Source organism: Flavobacterium wongokense (genome assembly GCF_021608265.1).
Taxonomy (GTDB): Bacteria; Bacteroidota; Bacteroidia; order Flavobacteriales; family Flavobacteriaceae; genus Flavobacterium; species Flavobacterium wongokense.
In genome coordinates, this window is record NZ_JAKIHP010000001.1 from 132,482 (window position 1) to 150,036 (window position 17,555).

The following is a 17,555-nucleotide window of genomic DNA, read 5'->3' on the forward strand; positions in this document are numbered from 1 at the left end:
GTATGAAAAAATTTCTTCATTTTATCCTTATTACCGCCTTTTGCAATTTTGCCTTCGGCCAGGAACGCGAAGCCAAACTTTTATTTAAAGACGGCAGCAATGTTGCAGGCTTTGGAGAAATCAAAAAGAATAAAATCTATTTCAGGCTAACCAAAGATGAAAACCCTGAAGAATGGACCGAAGATGATGCAAAAGGATTGGAATTTACAGGTTATCGGCAAACCGAAAAATATATCTTTATTGTTCATGGCAAAAAAAATGAAATTCATTTGATGGAAGCGATTCAGGAAGGAAACGTTGCGCTTTATAAAGATACTTATTTTACGACTCAATACACTCCGATTAACACTCAATCCACAAGAGTTAAAGAAATCAAAAACATCGATTATTATATCAAAAAACCAACAGACGAAAAAGGCATAAAAGTCGACATGGATTTCAAAAAAATTGGCCAGGCTTTCTTTTCTGACTGCGAGGATTTGATGGCAAATATTAACGAGGAAGCGTTTTCTGAAGAAGAGGAAATAATTGATTTAGTCAAATTTTACAACCGTAACTGCAGTAAATAATCATTTTAAGATATGGGAATAGTTCAAAGCCAATCCATTAAAAACACCATCATTACGTTCCTTGGGTTCGGGATTGGTGCTATTAATGCGTTGTTTTTGTATACCCATTTCCTTGGAAAACTGCATTACGGAATTGTAGCTACAGTGCTATCCGGAGCGAATATCATGATGCCGTTGATGGCTTTTGGTGCGCAGAATACACTAATCCGTTTTTTTTCCTCTTATAAAGAACAAAAAGAGCGTGACGAATTCCTGACCTTTATGCTGTTCCTGCCATTGGCTTTGATTATTCCACTCGGATTGGGATTCTATATTTTCTACGACGACATTTCACACAGCTGGATTCGTGAAAATCCAACGCTGAAACCGTTCTTTTGGCTGATTCCGATTATTGGCCTGTTTATGGCCTATTTTGAGCTTTTCTATGCCTGGGCCAAAGTCCACATGCAGTCTGTTATTGGGAATTTCATCAGCGAAGTTTTGGTACGCCTTACCGTTATGGGATTGCTGATTTCCGTTCATTTCGAGTGGATTGCCAAAGATACTTTTGTGTATTGTGTTGCTCTTGCCTACTTCGCGCAGTTGGTCGGAATGAAACTGTATGCCATTTCGGTTAAGATGCCTGTGTTGCGTTTTGCCATTCCGGAAAACGTTAAGGAGATCATTCATTACTCGGTTTTCATCATTGTTTCTGGCGGTGTTGCCGTGATGCTGATTGATTTTGACAAGGTAATGATTGCGAAGTATCTTGATGTCAGCCAGAATGCCTTGTATTCAGTGGCCATTTTCATTTCAACGGTAATTGCGGTTCCAAGCCGGGCGATGACCCAAATCATTGCGCCCATTACTGCCCGATTGATGACCCAAAACAAACACGACGAACTCAACGATTTGTATAAAAAAAGTGCCATAAACCTTCAGGTCATTGGCGGGTTGATCATGATCCTGATTTTTGTCAATATCAAGGAAATGTACCAGCTCATCCCGAAAGATTACAGCGGTGGGATTTTGGTAGTATTCCTTATTGGGTTATCCAAATTTTATGATGTTTTATTGGGCAATAACAACTCGATTATTGTCAATACAAAATACTACCGAACTGTTTTATTATTTGGAATTTTCACCGTTGTTTTGATGATTATCCTGAATGCGGTTTTTATTCCGTTATACGGAATTGAAGGCTCGGCATTTGCTACTTTGATAACGGTGATGATTTACAATACCATCAAACTATTGTTTGTTGTACGGAAAATGGATTTGTATCCGTTTACCAACAAAACCCTTGAATCACTTGGCATTTTGGCTGTCTGCTTCCTGATATTTTACTTTTGGGATTTTCCATTCCATGCCATTATCAATATTGGATTGAAATCAATTTTCGTTACGGCTTTATACGTTTACCTGAATTACAAACTTCAGATTTCTGAAGAGGTGAACAATGTAATTGATGCTGTCCTTAAGAAAGTAACCCGGGACTAAAATTCATTAAATCATTCACTTAGAAATTCCTTTTCTAAAATATTATCCGCACTTGTGGGAAAATTTCATAATTTTACTTCAACTGAACCACTTTGGCTTTTGAAAAAGAAAATATATGAAAAAACAATACCTAATTTTGATGCTATTCCTTTTATCGTTTAGCCAGTTCTATGCGCAAAATACGCTTCCCTATTCTTCATCCGAAACAAACATACATTCCAGCCATGCTTCAGTTGCCGGAGGAAATGCCTGTTCTTTTTCCGTAGTTCCTCCCGCAACCATCAATGGGGTCAATATTACTGCTACAAGCAGCGGTGTTGTAACCTATCCATCAGCATTTTCATCTTGCAACGGTGCTTATGTTACACCTACAAGCTCAATCCATATGGGTTCTTCTGGACCATTCAACTATACCTTACATTTTACCCCTGCAGTAAATAATTTGGTATTTGTATTAACGGCTGCCGGCCATACCAATAATGAAACTTTCATATTCAATACAAATTCAAACGTTCCAACTATAACCAGCAGTGGTTCTTGTTACACCACGATAACGGGTAACACTATCTATTCTGGTGCAGGCTCTCCCATTGGCAGCGATGGCGGTGGCGGAATATTTACAGTATCGACAACCACTCCTTTTTCAACCTTAACGATTACTGGCCCTGGCGGTGAAGCGGGTTCATTAATGGCATTGTGCGCTTCTTCGGTGGGACCTGTTGGCTGTGATGCCGGAACTGTTGCACCTCAATTGTCAACAACAACCATAACCAGTGTGTGTTATGAGTCAACTGTAAACCTGACAAGCATAACCGCCAGTAATATGCCTACAGGTGTTGCGTTGGCATGGTTTACCGGAGCCGTTCCAACAGCTGCAAATCAGCTAACACCAGCGCAGGCTGCTGTAGCCCCATCGGGAACTACTTATTATGCTGCATTTTTTGATAGTGTCAATAATTGCTATAGTCCTCCAACTGCCGTCACAACAATTACCCAACCGGTCACTACTCCAACTTTTGACCCTGTAAATCCTTTGTGTTTTGGAGACCCTACATTTGAGCTTCCTATTTTGTCGAATAATGGGATTTATGGAACCTGGTTTCCGTCAATCAATACTACACAAACCACATCCTATACTTTCATCCCATTCAACAGTGCCTGTGCCTATGAATACACCATGCAGATTGAGGTATTGAATGATTTTGATTTTGATGTGATTCATTATTGTTCGGATAATGATTTCATTATGGAAATTGTGCCGCTTAACAAAAGCTTCGACATCGCGAACGCCACTTTCAATTGGGAAGCCAATTCCCAAAGTGTTGGCTCTAATGTTACTTTCAACGCGACATCTTATATGAATTCATCTCCAACGGCCTCTTTACCAATTACTTTTAATGTGAGTGTTACCAATGCTGACGGCTGTACCAAAACAAAACCAATTACAGTAAGCAGCATTTATTGCGGAATTCAGAAAGGGATTTCTGTGAATGGTGACGAGCTTAATGATTCCTTCGATTTGACTCTGTTGAATGCAAAACAACTCACTATTTTCAATCGTTACGGAATGAAGGTTTACAATAAGGATAATTATGTCAATGAATGGCATGGCCAGGCCAATGATGGTAAAATCCTTCCCGATGGAACCTACTATTATTCCATCGAATTTGATGATAAATCACCCAAAACCGGCTGGATTTATCTCAACAAACAAAAATAAAACAACCACCAATATCATTGCTGCAGGTGTTTTGAAGAAGGTAAAGTTAATGTAACGTTTTGCAAATAAAAGCTACTGATATTTTTTGTAAATTCGTAATCCAAAATTAACTCAACCAACCAAACCCATGAAAAAAACACTTGCAAAACTCTTGATTTTGCTTACCCTTACACTCGTTAGCTGCAAATCTGATAAAAAAGAAAACAACAGCAATACCGATGCAGATTTCGCATCGTTTGAAACCAAATTCCTAGACGCTTACTGGAAACAATATCCTTCACTTTCTATAGTTCAGGGGTATGGTAAATATTATGACAAATTAGTCGTGCCAAACACCGCTGCATTTGAAGACAATGTCAATTTTTCTAAAAAATGGCTGGCCGATTTGGAAGCTTTGGATTTTGACCAATTGAGCGACAACAATAAAATCAGCAGCAACATCATCAAAAACCAATTGGAAAGTGACATTTGGTATACTACTGTTTTCAAGCAGCAGGAATGGGATGCGTCTCTTTATAATATCAGCGGTTCGTGCGATTATATCATCAATCAGCCTTATGCTTCATTGGATGAACGTTTGAAAATCCTAACCAAATATTTGGAAAATTCCGATGCTTATTACAAAGCAGCTTTGGAAAACCTGAAACAGCCCACCAAAGAACATCTTGAGATGGCCATCAATCAAAATAAAGGCGGGCTTGAAATATTTGGCAAAGCACTGACAGATTCTATCGCAGCTTCGCATTTAAATGCGGCGGAAAAAGATGCATTGCAAAAAAACATCACCAAGGCTAAGACCGCTATGAATGATTATGTAAGCGGATTGCAAAAAATTGACAATGACAAGAATTTCAAATTCAAGGATTACAGGATTGGTAAAAAACTGTTTGCCGAAAAATTCAAATACGACATCGCAGCCGATTTTACTCCTGAGCAGATTTATGAAAAGGCTGTTGCCGATAAAAAAATGTGGCATAAAAAAATGTATGTAACTGCAGACAAAGCCTGGGCAAAATATTATCCAAATCAAGCCAAACCAAAAGACAGTCTGGAAGTAATCCGGATGGTGCTGAAAAAAATGCAGGACAATCACGCTACGCCTGCGAATTTCTATCCTACGCTAAAAAAACAGGTAACCGATTTGAAGAAATTCATCATCGAAAAGAACCTGTTTGATTTTGATACAGCGGCCACTCCAATTGTGGTTCGTTATATGCCGGTATACGCACGTGGATTTGCAATGGCGAATGCCGAATTTATTCCACCCTACCAGAAAAAAGGAACTACCTATTACAATATTGACGACTTAACGGCTTATCCTTCGGCAAAAGCAGAAAGTGCCTTACGCGAAACCAATAATTATTCGTCACAGATATTATCAATCCACGAAGCGGTTCCAGGGCATTGCATGCAGGGAATTTACAACAACAAAAAATCACCCGATGTACTGCGTGCGGTTTTCCAAAATGGTGCCATGATTGAAGGTTGGGCTGTGTATTGCGAAGGAATGATGGTGGAAAACGGCTGGGGAAACCACGAGCCTGAAATTGAACTGGCACTCGGCGTTTGGAAACTCCGTGAGCTGGCAAATGTCATCATCGATTACGATATTCAATGCCTGAACAAACCTAAAGAAGATATCGTAAAATTATTATCCCATGAGTGTTTTCAAACCGATCAGCAGGTTGAGGAAAAGTACCACAGGGCAACGGTTTCACAAGTGCAGCTTTGCTCTTATTTTAGCGGTGCTTCAGCCATTCAGCAGCTAAGGGATGATTATCAGAAGAAAATGGGCGATAAATACAGCCTGAAGGATTTCCACGAAAAATTCCTGAGTTTTGGAAGTTCGCCTGTGAAGTATATCCGTGAACGAATGTTAGAATAACTATTAAAAACAACCGTATGACAAAACAAATCTGGCTCAATCTTCCTGTGAAGGACGCCATGAAATCTAAGGATTTTTTTAGTAAAATCGGATTTACCTTTTTGGAAGAAAGAACCACACCCGACTCGGCCTGCATGCTTATCGGCCAAAGCAATTTCGTTGTGATGCTTTTTGCAGAAGGAATGTTCAAAAATTTTATCAAACACGAAATTACAGACACCAAACAATCGAGCGAATTCCTTATTTCGATTGATGCCGAAAGCCGCGAAGAAGTTGATGCGATTGCCCAAAATGCAAAAGACGCCGGCGGGACGGTTTATGCCGAACCAGGCGAAAACCAGGGTTGGATGTATGGTTGTGGTTTCTGCGATTTGGACGGACACCGTTGGAATGTATTGTATATGGATTTTAGCAAAATGCCACAACATTAAAAGAATCGAGCTATGAAAAAAGTAAACTTTTCAATTGACATTAACGCCCCAAAAGAAAAAGTATGGAATTCGCTTTGGGATGACCAAAATTATGAAAACTGGACCTCTGTTTTTTCTGAAGGTTCCCATGCAGTTTCAGACTGGAATGAAGGAAGTAAGATTTATTTCCTTGGTCCGGGTGGCAGTGGCGGAATGAGTTCGAAAATCAACATCAAAAAACCATTCGACACCATGTCGTTTAAACATATTTCTGAAATAAAGGATTTTAAGGAACAACCATTAAACGAAGAATCGGAATCATGGTCGGGTTCAGAAGAACGTTATGATTTGACCGGAGCTGATGGTTTTACTACTGTGACTGTTTCGATTGACGTAGTAGAAAAATTTGAAGATTTTTTTAAAGATGCCTTCCCGAAAGCACTACAGAAACTAAAGGAAATTGCCGAAGCAGAAACCAAATCCATTACAGTAAGAATAACAACAAAAGAGCCATTGGAAAAGGTTTGGAATTATTTCACCCAACCCGAACACATCACAAAATGGTGTTTCGCTTCCGATGACTGGCATGCGCCAAAAGCCGAAAACGATTTGAGGACAGGCGGAACGTTTTCAACAACCATGGCTGCCAAAGACGGCTCGATGAGTTTTGACTTTGGCGGAACTTACGACGAAGTTGTTCCGATGAAAAAATACAGCTACACTATGGGCGACGGCAGGAAAGTTATCGTTAAGTTTGACGTGATGGACGGTAATGTAATCCTGACTGAGAATTTCGAACCTGAGCGCCAAAACTCTTTAGAGATGCAGCGAGGCGGTTGGCAGATGATATTGGAAAACTTTAAAAAACATTTAGAAAACAATTAAAACAATAAACACAAGAAATTATGGCATCAATTAATCCTTATTTAATTTTTAACGGAAACTGCGAAGAAGCATTCCTATTCTACAAATCGGTTTTTGGAGGTGAATTTCCATACATTGGAAAATTCAGCGACATGCCGCCTTCAGATGATCCAAACTGCCCACCGCCATCTGCAGATGAAGCAGACAGGATCATGCACGTTTCGTTGCCTATTGGAAACACCGTTTTAATGGGAAGTGATAGTACTTCACAAAGTGGCGATGTCCCTTTTGGAGGCAACTTTTCGATTTCCATCAATACAGACAGCCGTGCAGAAGCAGATAAACTTTTCAATGGGCTTTCGGCTGGCGGAACTACAATAATGCCAATGCAGAATACTTTTTGGGGTGCTTATTTCGGAATGTTAACCGATAAGTTTGGCATTGGCTGGATGGTAAATTTTGACGAAAATCCGCAAAAATAAAGCAAATAGCAACAATTACTTTTAAGGCGTTCTGTATGGAATGCCTTTTTTGTTATTTTAGCAAATCAAATTTAAACCATGAAAAAACTATTTTCCCTGATAATTGCAATTATCTTCTTTTCTTGTTCAGAAGACTCGGGTTGCGAAAATAAGATTTATGGTTTTGAAAAGATACCCAACGAACAGGGTGTTCTTTTAAGTTATATTACTTATGGCCGAAATCCTGAACTCGCAATAAGGCATGAAGTAAACAATACAACTTATGATTACTACTTTAACCTACAGCAACAAAATGAAAACCCTATTTGTTGGGGTGGCTCAAAGTAAGCTTTCAAATACAATCAGTATGAAGACCATAAACCTTGCATTGCTTTTACTTTTTTTTACAAACTTTGCTGTTATTGCCCAAAGGCAGATAACACCTTCTGAAACATTAAAAATCGAAGGGAAAATAAAAGCGGAAAAGACGTTTTCTGTTGCCGACTTGGAGGCTTTTCCAAAAGTTGCCATAGCAGACCAGACACTATACAGTCATAAAGGTGAAGTCAAAAGCACGGTAAAGGATATGAAAGGTGTTTTGCTGAAAACGGTTTTGGAAAGCATTCAATTTGATTATGGCAAGCCAAAGGAACTCAATGAGTTTTATTTTGTTTTTGTTGCCACAGATGGCTATAAAGTCGTTTTTTCGTGGAATGAAATCTACAATACCGAAGCCGGAAACAACTTTTACATCGTAACCGAAATGGAAGGCAAAAAATTGAAAGACATGGAGCAGCGAATACTCTTCATCTCTACAGCCGATTTAAAATCGGGACGGCGTTACATCAAAGCGCTTGAGAAAATACAAATCAGGCGTTTGGAATAATAAACAAAAAGGGAATCTAAAATTAGATTCCCTTTTTTATGTGGGTTGGCGGCACTATTTATCGCTTTACAACCCGAACAGTACTGGTTTGATCTTCCTGTGATACCACTACATTGTAAACACCCGTTGGATAATTATCTCCTACAGATGTGCCCTTAAGGTCTGATATGGAAACATTTCTTTGTTCAATCAGCCTTCCGACGATATCGTAAACTTTTACATTTACCATTGACTGGCTTGATGTTTTAATATCAAGGTTAAAGTTATTTGCAAATGGGTTTGGGTATGCTATAGCTTTGAATGGCAATTGAATTTTAGTGCCTTCACTGCCATGGTTTCCTCCACTTGAAGCCGTAAACAAATCACAAGCTGTAGAATAATCTCCAAAAACTCCATTTAATTTGATGGCAACGGAAATCTGGTAATTCTTATCGAGTTGTGCGATGGAGAAATCACTCAGTTTGAAATGTGAGTAAGCTATTTCCCTTTCCTGTGAATTAATAACATCTTCTCCACTAACCTCCTCCAATAATACTTTGTAGTGAGGGAAACCTGGATAAGGCGTAATGTTCAATTGCTGCGTCAGCAATGTTGCTGTCGATAAACCACATTGAGACGGAACCAAACTGGTCGTCGGAAAGAATGGTGTAGTCACTTTACATTCCGGACCATAACCTGACCATATTGTTCCTCCGTTTACAACACTGTATTGAACCGAAATTGAGTAAGGAGTATTGTATGTTAATGTGATTCCCTGAAACGCTGTTAATGAAGAGAAACGGCTTGCTACAACTGGTGTGTAGTAGTACGTTGGAGTCGGTCCGTTATCGGCAAACAATCGGATACGGAATTGGTATCCACTTGCATAAGAAGCTGCTGCAGCTGAAATGTTTGAATTCAATGTAGAAACTTGCGAGCCACATGTAGGCGAAGCCATTGCAATTAAAGGAATTGATGGCGTATTTACCGTACATTCTGCTCCATAACCTGAATCAACAGGTAAGTTGGTAACAGGATCTATAAAGGTATACTGAACCGACACTTTGTAGCTTGATGAATACTGTAATGGAAATCCGGTAAAGGAATTGGCTCCCACAAAACGGGTTGCCGATTGTGAATAAGCATACGTTGGTGTTGGATTAGAGTCATTCACCCTGACACGGAAAGTATAACTGATGGCATTCAACCCTGGATTCGATGTAAGCGTTGAAGATAAAGAAGCCAGAGTAGCTCCACAATTTGCAGAATTCAATGTAACCAATTGAAGCGATGGTGAATTTACAGTAATCGTATTTCCTTCGAAAGGAAAAATAACATCATCGATAACTGCAGATGCGGTAATCGTATATTGCGCATTATATGTATGAAGTGAAGCTGGAATTGTTACATAGCGTGAAGTCTGTATAATATCGGGAGCAGTAGTATTTGTAGTTAGGTTTTTGATTGAAAAACGATACTTAAGGCTTGTAGCTCCGGGATAGGTATAAAGTACTGCTGGCACTGCTGTTGACAATGAAGGCAGATTCATATTATTATAAGACGGTGTCATATTCACGATAATCGGTGCAAGCGCCCAAAGGTTAAATCCATCAGAAGCGTTAGCCGCAAAAAACAACTTTCCGTTAACATTGACAAGATTGATTGGGTCTGAGCTGTTAGTTCCGGGATTGATATCATTTACCAATACAGTTCCTGCAGCTGTACCATCGGTTTTCCATAATTCACGGCCATTAGTGTCATTAGTAGCAGCAAAATAGATATGGCCGCCAACTGTTGTTAACAAAGTTGGATTTGAACTATCTGACGCTGAAATATCCTTAACCATAACTGTTCCTGCAGTTGTGCCATCGGTTTTCCATAATTCGATGCCATTGATGCCGTCATTTGCCTGGAAATACAGATTGTTACCCAACACACTAAATTGCCCGGGAGTGGAATTCCCCGCTGTATTAATATCCTTTACCATCATTGTTCCTGCAGTTGTGCCATCGGTTTTCCATAATTCAAAGCCGTTGATGCCGTCATCTGCCTGAAAATAAAGATTGCTTCCCAAAACAAAAAATAGTGCAGGATTAGAACTCCCCGCTGCATTAATGTCCTTGACCATTACCGTACCAGCTTCCGTCCCATCCGTTTTCCATAATTCAAAACCATTAAAACCATCATTTGCCCTGAAAAACATAGTATTGCCCAATGCAAAAAAAGCACTTGGAAGAGAATTCGCCGTTCCCGGATTAATATCTTTTACCATTATGGTACCGGCTTCCGTGCCATCGGACTTCCACAGTTCGCGGCCATTGGTCCCGTTGTTGGCAGAAAAATACAGGGCATTTGCCCCAGCAGTAAACGTAGTAAGGTTTGAAGACGTGGAGCCAGGATTGATATCCTTAACCAGTATTGTGCCCGCTTCAGTGCCATCGGTTTTCCATAATTCCTGCGCATGACTGTCATCGACTGCCCTGAAAAAGATACTATTGCCAAAAACGGTCAAACCACCAGTGTTGGAATCCAAATAATCTGGATTGATATCCTTTACCATAGCAGCAGCTCCTGTAGTAACATTCGCTTTCCATAGTTCAACCCCATAACCATCACTATAACCGTTATAAAAGACATTGTTTCCCAACATTTTGAATTCGGTTACATTTACTTCAGAGTTTGCTACAAGTGTTGTCCCTGAAGCACTACCATCAGACTTCCATATCTGGTTATAAAATGGATCATCCTGAAGCGTCTTAAAAAATAAGGTCCCATTGAAATTTTGAAAAGTATACAAGTCAGATGCAAATGCGGTATTTGCAATATCCTTTACCATTACAGCCTCGGTTCCCGTACCATCGATTTTCCATAATTCCCTTCCATTTGATGCGCTTCCAGCACTAAAATACATAGTATTTCCATGAATCCCCAGTTTATAGGAATAATCAGCGCCATTTATAGTAACCGATTCTATCGTAGTGCCATCGGTTCTCCATAATAGATGGCTAATAGACTCAGCAAAATACAGATGAGTGTCCGTAACACTCAATTGAATGGGATAATGAACTGAAGCCTGTACAGTGCCGGCTGCAGTACCATCGGTTTTCCATAATCCGGTACCATTTTCATCAGTTGCCCTGAAATACATTGTATTCCCTAAAACCGTTAGTTCTTCTGGATTGGAACTTCCGCCCACATAAATATCCTTAAACAAAACGGTTCCCGCGGTAGTCCCATCGGTTTTCCACAATTCACGATCACCGTCGGGATCCAAAGCATTGAAAAACAAGTTGTTGTCAAAAACCTTAAAGCCTCTTGGAAAGGAACTTGCTGTTCCCGGGACAATATCATACAGTATTACAGTTCCCGCGTCAGTGCCATCGGATTTCCATAGTTCACCTCCATTCTCATTGTCAAATGCTGAAAAATAGATGGCTCCGTTAAACAATGTCAAATATCCTATATTTGAACTACTTGCTCCGCTTTGAATATCCTTTACCATCACCGTACCCGCCTCTGTTCCGTCTGTTTTCCATAGTTCGTCACCATTGATTCCATCAGTAGCGCTAAAATAAAGAACGTCATTAAGAACAGCAGAACCACTTTCGTAGTAGTAACGTGGGTTAATATTTTTAAAAGGCACCGTTCCTGATTCAGTCCCGTCTGTTCTCCACAATTGGGTCCCATTACCGTCATCTGAGGTGAAGTATAAATAATCATGAAAGACAAATAACAAACGTATTTCAAAATCGTACGCATTGATTACTTTTACAAGCTGCGTGCCTGCTGCAGTACCATCGCTTTTCCATAATTCGTTACCATTGACTCCGTCATTAGCACAAAAATATGCATTTCCTCCTAAAACCATAAAATTGTTGGGATACGAACTGGCCGTTCCGGGGTTTATATCCTTAACCAATACTGTACCTGCGGCTGTGCCATCTGTTTTCCATAATTCCCTACCGTTGATATTGTCTGAAGCAATAAATAATGAGATCGTTCCCAATGCTGTGGAGAAATCCGGATCAGAGCTGTCGGAATAGTTTATGCCTCCAAAACCATCTTTTACCAGATAAGGGTTTTGCGCCTGTAAATTGTTGGCTATCGCTACAATCAGCAGAAGAAGTAGATATTTTTTCATAAGTCCTTTTTTTAGAAGTTAATACCGTTTTGAAATTAAATAACTATCAGCTAGTTACTTCAAAATAACACACTTTAAAAACTAAGGACAATAGCGGTTTTCCCTAATAAATCAGAAAATCGGATGAAAAGAAAAAATAATCGTTGAATGAAAATGTTTAAGACAAATAACCCAATCGCGCCACTTCACGCATCATTCCTGCTACGTTTTTTACATCGAGTTTTTGGAAAATGGATTTGCGGTGGTTCTCCACTGTATTTACTGAAATACCGAGCTGCGTTGCAATATCACTCGTAGTATATTCCAAGGCAATAAAATTTACTATTTCTGTTTCGCGTTCGCTTAAAGTAACTTTGTGATGATCGGTTGGCCTTTTTACTAAAAAGGAATAATCATCGGGAACGGAAATAGTTCCGTTGTAAACAGCTTCAATCGCCATCGGTAAGTCTTCCAAATCCTGGTTTTTATTGACATAACCCCTTACACCTACAGCCAAAAGATTCTCTACCAAAACAGCGCTTGCCAATGAAGTGAAAGCAATCATTTTGATATCGGGATAGTTTTTATTCAAATATTCATAAACTTCCAATCCGCGTACATCAATACCCAACAAGTCAACGATGACCACATCAATATGCTGTTGATGATTTAGTTTTTCATATAATTCGCTCTTGGTTTTTGCCGAAAAAACTACAGCAATATTGGCCTGTTCGTTCAAAAAACTTTCCAAACTTCTTAATACTACCGGATGATCTTCAAATAAGGCTACTCTAATCATAACGCAAAATTGTGTCTTTTACTCGAATAAATATATAGCGGTTTTTCGTCAGGGAAGCACAATGCTGAAAGTACATCCCACATCCTCATTGTTTTCTACAGTAATAACCCCGTTGTTTTTCTGCATCAGTTCATAGGAAAGGTACAATCCGATTCCGAATCCAGATTCGTGAAATGTTCCTAATCCCGGACTGATAGCCTGATTGAATAACTTATCCAATTTATTTTTCGGAATTCCTTTTCCATAATCCCTTACTTTCAGTTTGTTATCCAAATAGGAAATTTCAATGACACTCTTAGGATTGGAAAATTTGATGGCATTGCTCATGATATTCCGAAATACTATTTTCAGCACTTCCTGAGGAAAATCGGTCTGGGTTTTAGTATCAAAGGAAATGGAAACTGTGAGTTCTTTTTCATCCAATTTCGATTTTAGCTGGCCGGCAACTTCACTAACCAATGCATGGATTGAATACGGATTTTGCTTTCCGGCTTTTATCTTCAATTCTGTTTTTGCCCAGTCCAGAAGACTTTCCAACATCGCGTCCGATTGCTCCAGCTGCAGCCCAATTTCCTTAAGGTAAGCACCAACGGCATTATCTTCATTCTCTTTAACAGCATCATTGGAAAGCATTAATTTTAGCGTGGTTATTGGTCCCTTAAAATCATGCGATATGACCGAAAATATTTTCTGGTTCAACAGGTTGAGCCTCTGAAGTTCCTTATTGGCTGCTCTTTGTTTCCTATAGAATTTTATCAGGAAAAAAACCAGCAATAAGAAAATTACAATCACCGATATCGAACAGTATAAAATGATGCGCTGACGGTTAATCACCCCGTTATTTTTCTTATTGATCAGGCTTAGGGAAGCATTCTTTTGTGTCTTTAATTCGTTTTGATATTTTGCCTCGAGTTCATCAAGTTTTTCATTCCGAAGGTTAAAAGCATATTTCCCATCCAATAAAATGATGGTGTCATAAAGTTCAGTGGCTTCTTTATATTTCTTAGATGCCCTTAAAATGTCGTATTTCGATTTCCTGGCATTGATGCTGTTGACCATCTCCTGGCATGAGTCAGCCAGCGAAATCGCTTTATCTACCAAGATGATTCCCTTTTTATAATTCCCTTCTTTACAGTATACAACAGCCATTTTATTAAGGACTTGGGCGGACTTGCAAATATTTCCATACTGCCTGATTAAATGCAGTGCCTGTTCATATTCGGCTATACTCTTTGAATACTTTTTGTTGATTTCAAACCAATATCCTGTGATACAGTAATTATCAATATCATGATAACCGTCTGTTCCAATTTTTTTTGCCTGTACCGCATAACGGTTAGCTTCGTCGTATTTGAGTATCGTAAAATAAATGTCGGCTATATTAATCAGCAAGCGCTTTTTAAAAAGTTGGAACGAATTGGTATCATCACAATACTTAAGCCCTTGCCTGCTTATAGCTATAGCTTCCTCATAACGGCTGATGCGTTTGTAATAAATGCTTTTATACAGGTAAAAACCCGCTTTCTCATACTGGGTTAAGTTTTCCAATTCCGAAAAACGAACGGTAAGCAGGTTGATGCTGTCAAACTTTTGTCCGCTTTCAAGACGTGAAAACTCATCCATAAAGATTTTTAAACGGACAGATTCGTTTTGACCGTAAGAAGAACTGATTCCTATCAGGAAGAATAAAAGGAAGCATAAAAAAATCGGGCTTTTTTCTCTCATACTGATGCAAAGTAATAAGAAAATGAACAAATTACAATTTTAAGTTGCCTTATTGCTTTTTACCTTTCCGAAATAAAAATCCAAAAACACATTCCATATTCTAAATTGTTTCGATAAATTTGCGCTTCATTTTTTTAAAGTTGAAAAAAGAACTCATAGTCATAACTGGTGGTCCGGGAACCGGAAAAACCACAATCATCGATGCACTCATCGAACAGGGCTATGCGTGTTTTCCCGAAATCTCAAGGCAGATAACACTTGAAGCCAAAAAACAGGGAATCGAACAATTGTTCCTGGAGAAGCCTTTGCTTTTTAGCGAATTGCTTTTGGAAGGCAGGAAAAAGCAACACCAACAGGCACATCAGGATGTTTCCGATATTGTTTTTATGGATCGTGGAATTCCCGATATACTTGCTTACATGCATTATATAGGCGATAGTTACCCTGCTTTTTTTGACCAGGCCAGCCGCGAACATGCTTACTCAAAAGTTTTTGTACTTCCGCCTTGGGAAGATATTTATGAAAGCGATGAAGCGCGTTATGAGAATTTCGAACAGGCCAAACTCATTTTCGATCACCTGATAGAGACTTATGAAAAATATGGCTACCAACTCATAGAAGTGCCATGCGGAACAGTTGAGGAACGCATCCAGTTTATCTTTAGTCAGCTTTCGTAATCCACTTTTGCTGTACCGGCAAACAAATCTTATTTCTTATCTTTATACAGAAAATTGAATTAACTGATAATTCAGAACGAACAGCACTTGGACAAAGCATTAGAAATCCTTGAAAAATATTGGAAACACAATGCTTTCCGTCATCCGCAGCAGGAAATCATAGCTTCTGTTTTGGATGGGAAAGACACTTTTGCGCTAATGCCGACCGGTGGCGGAAAATCGATTTGCTTTCAGGTTCCGGCGATGATGCAGGATGGGATTTGCCTGGTCATTTCGCCTTTGATTGCGTTAATGAAAGATCAGGTCCAAAACCTGCAGAGCAAAGGAATAAAAGCCATTGCGCTTACAGGCGGAATCCATCAGGATGAGATTATCGATTTATTGGACAACTGCCAGTTTGGAAATTACAAATTCCTCTACCTTTCACCCGAACGTTTGCAAAGCGACTGGATTTTGGAACGGATTAAAAACCTTCCGATAAACCTTATCGCTATTGACGAAGCGCATTGTGTTTCACAATGGGGACACGATTTTCGTCCGGCCTATTTAAAGATTGTCCAGCTTAAGGAATTTTTTCCTAAAGTTCCGTTTTTGGCATTGACCGCTTCGGCAACACTACGGGTTAAGGAAGACATCATCGCACAGTTAAAATTGGATAATCCGAATATTTTTTCCAAATCATTTTACCGGAACAATATTGCTTATATGGTTTTTGAAACCGAAGATAAACTGCATCTGCTGCTGCAAATCCTGTCCAAAAACCAGGAACCATCAATTGTATATGTGACCAATAGAAAAGCGTGTTCGGAAACCGTTCATCAATTGGAAAGCCTTGGTTTTACGGCAACATTTTATCATGGTGGCCTGACTTCAAAAGACAAGGAAAAGAATATGAAGCTTTGGATGGAAGAGAAAGTCCAGGTTATGGTTGCCACCAATGCTTTCGGAATGGGAATTGACAAAGGGAATGTCAAAACGATTATCCATTTACATCTGCCACAAAATCTTGAAAACTATTATCAGGAAACAGGCCGTGCCGGAAGGAATGGCGACAAGGCTTTTGCGGTTTTACTCAATAATCCTTCGGATGTTTTACATGCTGAAGCGCAATTTTTAAGCATTTTGCCGGATAAGGCTTTTTTGAATTTGGTTTTTGCCAAACTCTGCTCCTATTTCCAAATTGCGTATGGGGAAGGCATTGACGAGCAGTTTAGTTTCAATCTGAATCAGTTTTGTGGGAAATATAATTTCCCAACATTAAAGACTTATAATGCGTTGCAGTTTTTGGACCGTCAGGGCGTGATTACCCTGTCACAGGAATTTTCGGAAAAAGTCAGCATCCAGTTTATCATTCCGTCCAAAGAAGTAATTCGGTACATGAGCCTTAATCCGAATGACGAGGAAATCATGTTGACCATCCTTCGAACATATCCTGGAGTTTATGATATGCAGACGGCTTTTAATCCGACACTGATTGCCAAAAAATCGGGTTCGGATGAAAAAACAGTGCTGTTGCTTTTGCAGAAATTAAAGGAAAAACAGCTTATTGATTTGATTGCCAAAAATAATGATGCGACGATTACATTAAATGAAGTCCGCGAAGACGAGCGAACCATCAACAGGATATCAAAACATCTCGAAGCTCAGAACAAATTAAAAACCGAACAGCTCAAAGCCGTATTATATTATAGTACTGAAACTAAAACCTGCAAGAATAAATTGCTGATGCGCTATTTTGGTGAAACCATAAAAGAAGATTGTGGCATTTGTTCCTATTGTATTTCGAAAAGCAAAAAGAAATCAAATCCTGAAAATGTTTCCGATAAAATCCTGGAGTTATTAAAAATGCAGGATTTCAATTCAAGAGATATTCAAAAGTTGACTAAACTTCCGAAAGACGATGTTATCTTTGCGCTTCAAAACCTATTGGAAAGTGATGCCATCAGCATCAAATCAAATAATTTATACTCCTTAAAATAAG

General features: G+C 39.2%; 14 protein-coding genes. 11 read left to right on the plus strand and 3 right to left on the minus strand.

Going from position 1 to position 17,555, the window contains the following annotated elements:
- The first annotated feature begins 2 nt into the window (after positions 1-2).
- The 9 genes from L1S31_RS00545 to L1S31_RS00585 all read left to right on the plus strand — a co-directional run bounded on the left by L1S31_RS00545 (position 3) and on the right by L1S31_RS00585 (position 8,274).
- The gene (locus L1S31_RS00545) at positions 3-569 is read left to right on the plus strand and encodes a hypothetical protein (RefSeq protein ID WP_236460302.1); all 567 of its coding nucleotides are present in this window, start codon (positions 3-5) and stop codon (positions 567-569) included.
- Positions 570-581: 12 nt separating this feature from the next.
- The gene (locus L1S31_RS00550; RefSeq protein WP_236460320.1) at positions 582-2,048 is read left to right on the plus strand and encodes a lipopolysaccharide biosynthesis protein; all 1,467 of its coding nucleotides are present in this window, start codon (positions 582-584) and stop codon (positions 2,046-2,048) included.
- 115 nt (positions 2,049-2,163) lie between these two features.
- Positions 2,164-3,768 carry a T9SS type B sorting domain-containing protein gene (locus tag L1S31_RS00555; RefSeq protein ID WP_236460322.1) on the plus strand — a complete coding sequence of 535 codons (1,605 nt, stop codon included), beginning with the start codon at positions 2,164-2,166 and terminating at the stop codon, positions 3,766-3,768.
- 127 nt (positions 3,769-3,895) lie between these two features.
- A complete protein-coding gene (locus L1S31_RS00560) occupies positions 3,896-5,653 on the plus strand; it encodes a DUF885 domain-containing protein (RefSeq protein ID WP_236460329.1) in 1,758 nt (585 codons plus the stop codon).
- Between the two features lie 17 nt (positions 5,654-5,670).
- On the plus strand, positions 5,671-6,084 hold the full coding sequence (locus tag L1S31_RS00565) for a VOC family protein (protein WP_236460331.1): 414 nt from the start codon (positions 5,671-5,673) through the stop codon (positions 6,082-6,084).
- A 12-nt stretch (positions 6,085-6,096) separates the two neighbouring features.
- A complete protein-coding gene (locus tag L1S31_RS14920) occupies positions 6,097-6,948 on the plus strand; it encodes an SRPBCC domain-containing protein (protein WP_370637786.1) in 852 nt (283 codons plus the stop codon).
- A 20-nt stretch (positions 6,949-6,968) separates the two neighbouring features.
- A complete protein-coding gene (locus tag L1S31_RS00575) occupies positions 6,969-7,409 on the plus strand; it encodes a VOC family protein (RefSeq protein WP_236460343.1) in 441 nt (146 codons plus the stop codon).
- Positions 7,410-7,487: 78 nt separating this feature from the next.
- Entirely contained in the window at positions 7,488-7,736 is a 249-nt protein-coding gene (locus tag L1S31_RS00580; protein WP_236460345.1) for a hypothetical protein, read from the plus strand.
- Between the two features lie 19 nt (positions 7,737-7,755).
- Positions 7,756-8,274 carry a molybdopterin-binding protein gene (locus L1S31_RS00585; RefSeq protein ID WP_236460347.1) on the plus strand — a complete coding sequence of 173 codons (519 nt, stop codon included), beginning with the start codon at positions 7,756-7,758 and terminating at the stop codon, positions 8,272-8,274.
- A 58-nt stretch (positions 8,275-8,332) separates the two neighbouring features.
- Here L1S31_RS00585 and L1S31_RS00590 read toward each other — a convergent pair whose 3' ends face one another.
- From L1S31_RS00590 to L1S31_RS00600, 3 genes are all read right to left on the minus strand, one after another.
- A complete protein-coding gene (locus L1S31_RS00590; protein WP_236460349.1) occupies positions 8,333-12,394 on the minus strand; it encodes an ELWxxDGT repeat protein in 4,062 nt (1,353 codons plus the stop codon).
- Positions 12,395-12,551: 157 nt separating this feature from the next.
- Positions 12,552-13,172 carry a response regulator transcription factor gene (locus L1S31_RS00595; RefSeq protein WP_236460352.1) on the minus strand — a complete coding sequence of 207 codons (621 nt, stop codon included), beginning with the start codon at positions 13,170-13,172 and terminating at the stop codon, positions 12,552-12,554.
- 48 nt (positions 13,173-13,220) lie between these two features.
- Complete coding sequence (locus tag L1S31_RS00600; protein WP_236460354.1) at positions 13,221-14,897, minus strand: tetratricopeptide repeat-containing sensor histidine kinase; 1,677 nt, start codon at positions 14,895-14,897, stop codon at positions 13,221-13,223.
- A 140-nt stretch (positions 14,898-15,037) separates the two neighbouring features.
- Between L1S31_RS00600 and L1S31_RS00605 the strand changes: the two genes are divergently transcribed.
- Positions 15,038-15,574, plus strand: a complete 537-nt coding sequence (locus L1S31_RS00605; RefSeq protein ID WP_236460356.1) for an AAA family ATPase — start codon at positions 15,038-15,040, stop codon at positions 15,572-15,574.
- Between the two features lie 87 nt (positions 15,575-15,661).
- Positions 15,662-17,554 carry a RecQ family ATP-dependent DNA helicase gene (locus L1S31_RS00610; RefSeq protein ID WP_236460358.1) on the plus strand — a complete coding sequence of 631 codons (1,893 nt, stop codon included), beginning with the start codon at positions 15,662-15,664 and terminating at the stop codon, positions 17,552-17,554.
- The last annotated feature ends 1 nt before the right edge of the window (position 17,555 follow it).

Excerpts from the sequence above, each read along its gene's own strand:
- L1S31_RS14920 (WP_370637786.1), top strand. The coding sequence starts at position 6,097 with ATGAAAAAAGTAAACTTTTCAATTGACATTAACGCCCCAAAAGAAAAA.
- L1S31_RS00595 (WP_236460352.1), bottom strand. The coding sequence starts at position 13,172 with ATGATTAGAGTAGCCTTATTTGAAGATCATCCGGTAGTATTAAGAAGT.
- L1S31_RS00565 (WP_236460331.1), top strand. The coding sequence starts at position 5,671 with ATGACAAAACAAATCTGGCTCAATCTTCCTGTGAAGGACGCCATGAAA.
- L1S31_RS00585 (WP_236460347.1), top strand. The coding sequence starts at position 7,756 with ATGAAGACCATAAACCTTGCATTGCTTTTACTTTTTTTTACAAACTTT.
- L1S31_RS00555 (WP_236460322.1), top strand. The coding sequence starts at position 2,164 with ATGAAAAAACAATACCTAATTTTGATGCTATTCCTTTTATCGTTTAGC.
- L1S31_RS00590 (WP_236460349.1), bottom strand. The coding sequence starts at position 12,394 with ATGAAAAAATATCTACTTCTTCTGCTGATTGTAGCGATAGCCAACAAT.
- L1S31_RS00600 (WP_236460354.1), bottom strand. The coding sequence starts at position 14,897 with ATGAGAGAAAAAAGCCCGATTTTTTTATGCTTCCTTTTATTCTTCCTG.
- L1S31_RS00550 (WP_236460320.1), top strand. The coding sequence starts at position 582 with ATGGGAATAGTTCAAAGCCAATCCATTAAAAACACCATCATTACGTTC.
- L1S31_RS00575 (WP_236460343.1), top strand. The coding sequence starts at position 6,969 with ATGGCATCAATTAATCCTTATTTAATTTTTAACGGAAACTGCGAAGAA.
- L1S31_RS00560 (WP_236460329.1), top strand. The coding sequence starts at position 3,896 with ATGAAAAAAACACTTGCAAAACTCTTGATTTTGCTTACCCTTACACTC.
- L1S31_RS00545 (WP_236460302.1), top strand. The coding sequence starts at position 3 with ATGAAAAAATTTCTTCATTTTATCCTTATTACCGCCTTTTGCAATTTT.
- L1S31_RS00580 (WP_236460345.1), top strand. The coding sequence starts at position 7,488 with ATGAAAAAACTATTTTCCCTGATAATTGCAATTATCTTCTTTTCTTGT.